We start from the raw sequence: 3,812 nt of genomic DNA, 5'->3' as shown, positions 1-3,812 counted from the left end.
AAGCATCATCGTTCCGCCTTTACCAGTCCGAACCGGTGGGGTCGAGGGAGATCGCGCGCAGAATAGTGCTTGCTTCATCCAAAAATGAATGCAAATTTTTGGTCGACCAACCCGATCGCGCATCGTATCGCCGACGATCGCTGTGTCGCCCGCCGGCGATGCATCCCCTTCCGAATGCCCGCGAGGCCACGATGACGACACGCGCCGGACGCCACTTCCTGCACATTCCGGGGCCGAGCCCGGTGCCCGAGCGCGTGCTGCGCGCCATGGACATGCCGGTGATCGACCATCGCGGCCCCGACTTCGCCAAGCTCGGACGGGCGGTGCTGGAGGGCGCGCAGGCCGTGTTCCAGACCCGCGCTCCGGTGATCCTCTATCCGGGCTCGGGCACGGGGGCCTGGGAGGCCGCCATCGTCAACACCCTCTCGGCCGGCGACCGGGTGCTGATGTTCGAGACCGGCCACTTCGCCACCCTGTGGCGGAGCATGGCGGCGCGCTGGGGGATCGAGGTCGAGTTCGTGCCGGGCGACTGGCGCCGGGGCGTCGACCCGGCCCGGGTCGAGGCGATTCTCTCCGAGGACCGCGCCAAATCGATCAAGGCCGTGATGGTGGTCCACAACGAGACCTCGACGGGGGCCACGAGCCGGATCGCCGAGATCCGCCGGGCCATCGATCGGGCCAACCACCCGGCCCTGTTCCTCGTCGACACCATCTCGGGCCTTGGCTCGGCCGAGTACGCCCACGACGCATGGGGCGTCGACGTCTCGGTGAGCTGCTCGCAGAAGGGCCTGATGCTGCCCCCCGGCCTCGGCCTCGTCGCCCTGTCGGACAAGGCGCTGGCCGCCACGAAGACCGCGACCCTGCCGCGCTCCTACTGGGACTGGCAGGACATGCTCAAGCCCAATGCTGCCGGTTACTTCCCCTATACGCCGGCGACCAACCTGCTCTACGGCCTGCGCGAGGCCATCGCCATGCTGCTGGAGGAGGGTCTGCCGCAGGTCTTCGCCCGCCACCAGCGCCTGGCCGCCGCCACCCGCGCCGCCGTCGAGGCCTGGGGCTTGGAGATCCTATGCCAGGAGCCGTCCGAGTACTCGCCCGTGCTCACCGCCGTGGTGATGCCGGAGGGGCACGATGCCGACGCCCTGCGCACCCTGATCCTCGAGAAGTACGACCTGTCGCTGGGCACCGGCCTCGCCAAGGTCGCCGGCAAGGTCTTCCGCATCGGCCATCTCGGCGAGACCAACGACCTCACCCTGATGGCTGCCCTGTCGGGCGTCGAAATGGGTCTGAAGGCCGGCGGCGTGCCGCATGCCCGCGGCGGCGTGCTGGCGGCCATGGACGCCCTGCGGTCCGGGCTGGACGATTGAGGAGTCATCTCCGGCGGGCCCGATAGATCGGGGTCTGACAGACCGTCATTCCGGGGCGCCGAAGGCGAGACCGGAATCCAGATCCGCCGACGGCGCCGGACGCGATGAAACCTGCGGTTCTGGATCCCGGGCTCCGCCGCGCGGCCCCGGGATGACGGAGTGCCAAAAGCGAAACCCTCGGAGAAACGAAGACCCGACGCCCTCATCCCCCCACGCACCCCCATAAAACAGCCCGGCGATCAGATCGGGCGGGGGGCAAGCGTTCAACCGGAGGAAACCCCGATGACGCCAGCCAAGAGACGCGTGTCCGCGTCGAACATGGTCCTGTTCCTGCTCTGCCTGATGTATTTCGTCACCTATCTCGACCGGGTGAACATCGCGACGGCGGGCGGCGAGATCATGAAGGATCTCGGCATGTCGAACACGCAGTTCGGCCTGATCCTGTCCGCCTTCGCCTACCCCTACGCCATCTTCCAGGTCATCGGCGGCTCGGTGGGCGACAAATTCGGGGCGCGCCGCACCCTCCTCGTCTGCGGCATCATCTGGGCCTCGGCGACGATCCTCACCGGGTTCGTGGGCGGGCTCGTCAGCCTGTTCCTCGCCCGCGTGCTCCTCGGCTTCGGCGAGGGCGCGACCTTCCCCACCGCCACCCGGGCCATGCAGAACTGGACGGCGCCGGGCAAGCGCGGCTTCGCACAGGGGATCACCCACGCCTTCGCGCGCTTCGGCAACGCGGTGGCCCCGCCGATCGTCGCCTTCCTGATCTACCAGGTCGGCTGGCGCATGGGCTTCGTCATCCTGGGTGTGGCGAGCTTCGCCTGGGTCGTGGTCTGGTACGCCTATTTCCGCGATGATCCGAAGGATCACCCGGCGATCACGCCGGAGGAACTCGCGGTGCTGCCCACGGCGAGCAAGGTCGGCGGCAAGCAGACCATTCCCTGGGGCCGCCTGACCCGCCGCATGCTCCCCGTGACGCTGACCTATTTCTGCTACGGCTGGACCCTGTGGTTGTTCCTCGGCTGGCTGCCGAGCTTCTTCAAGCTCAATTACGGGCTGGACCTGAAGAATTCGGCCCTGTTCGCCTCGGGGGTGTTCTTCGCCGGCGTCGTCGGCGACACGCTCGGCGGCGTCTTCAGCGACCGCATCCTGAAGAAGACCGGCAACCTCAAGCTCGCCCGGCTCAGCGTCATCGTGGTCGGCTTCCTCGGGGCGGCGGCGAGCCTCACGGGGGTGTTCTTCACCCGCGACCTGACGCTCGTCGCCCTGCTGCTCAGTTCGGGCTTCTTCTTCGCCGAACTGGTGATTGGCCCGATCTGGTCGGTACCCATGGACATCGCGCCGAAATACTCGGGCACGGCCTCGGGCCTGATGAACACCGGCTCGGCGGTGGCGGCGATCATCTCGCCGATCGTCTTCGGCATGATCGTCGACGCCACGGGCTCGTGGACCCTGCCCTTCGTCGGCTCCATCGGCCTCTGCCTGCTCGGCGCCGGCCTCGCCTTCACCATGCACCCCGAGCGGCCCTTCGTGGAGGTGCCGGAGGTGCCGCTCGGCCGGGCCGTACCGGCGGAGTGAAGCGATCCCCCTCCCCCTTTCGGGGAGGGGCCAGGGGTGGGGGTGTGCGCCGGCTTCCGAGCCCTTCTCCAGTTGATCGCTTCGGTCGGCACGGTCCGAACAGGCCCCCTCTCCCGTCTGGGAGCGGGTTGGGGTGAGGGGCGTGTCCCATTCGGAAAGGTCACACACCTCATCCTGTCCCTCTCCTTCCAGGAGAGGGGACCCGCGCTCGCAACAGGCCGAATGGAGAATTCGGCGTTGGTTGTGCCACGTGATGCAACATAGGACCTGAGCACGATGGACGAACCCGTGCACGACACAGCCCGTCCCCTCCCCCTCGCGGGCCTGCGCGTCCTCGACGTCACGCAGGTGATGGCGGGGCCGGTCTGCAGCATGCTGCTGGCCGATCTCGGGGCGGACGTGATCAAGATCGAGCCGCCCGGCACCGGCGACCAGACCCGGGGCGCCATGGGGTTCAAGATGAAGGGGCCCGACAGCATGGGCTTCCTCAACATGAACCGGAACAAGCGCAGCCTCGCCCTGAACCTGAAGAATCCGGTCGGGCGCGACCTCCTCCTCGACATGGCCGAGACCGCCGACATCCTGGTGGAGAATTACCGCCCCGGCGTGATGGCGCGCCTCGGCCTCGGCTACGAGGCGATGCGGGTGCGCAACCCGGGCCTGATCTACGCCAGCATCTCGGGCTTCGGGCAGACCGGGCCCTGGGCCAAGCGCCCGGGCTACGACCTCATGGCGCAGGCCATGTCCGGGGTGATGAGCGTCACCGGCCATCCCGGCGGGCCGCCGGTGAAGGCCGGGGTGCCGGTGGCCGATATCGGCTGCGCGCTGTTCGCGGTCTACGGCATCCTCAGCGCCTATATCGGCCGGCAG

3 protein-coding genes are annotated in these 3,812 nt (G+C 68.3%); all 3 read left to right on the top strand.

All coding sequences use genetic code 11. The features are described from left to right. The first annotated feature begins 191 nt into the window (after positions 1–191). Positions 192–1,367, top strand: coding sequence for an aminotransferase class V-fold PLP-dependent enzyme (locus K2X24_RS04520; RefSeq protein WP_292495119.1), 1,176 nt, complete (start codon positions 192–194; stop codon positions 1,365–1,367). Positions 1,368–1,649: 282 nt separating this feature from the next. Next, entirely contained in the window at positions 1,650–2,942 is a 1,293-nt protein-coding gene (locus K2X24_RS04515; protein WP_292495117.1) for an MFS transporter, read from the top strand. Positions 2,943–3,218: 276 nt separating this feature from the next. Continuing rightward, the coding region (locus K2X24_RS04510) for a CoA transferase (protein WP_292495115.1) at positions 3,219–3,812 on the top strand (594 nt) is incomplete at its 3' end.

It is taken from the genome of Methylobacterium sp. (assembly GCF_019750675.1).
Taxonomy (GTDB): Bacteria; Pseudomonadota; Alphaproteobacteria; order Rhizobiales; family Beijerinckiaceae; genus Methylobacterium.
Note: the sequence above shows the minus strand (reverse complement) of the source record. Positions and strands in the feature narration are given on the sequence as shown.

What these genes read in the sequence shown, in the direction of transcription:
- K2X24_RS04515 (WP_292495117.1), top strand. Translation starts at nt 1,650, where the DNA reads ATGACGCCAGCCAAGAGACGCGTGTCCGCGTCGAACATGGTCCTGTTC.
- K2X24_RS04520 (WP_292495119.1), top strand. Translation starts at nt 192, where the DNA reads ATGACGACACGCGCCGGACGCCACTTCCTGCACATTCCGGGGCCGAGC.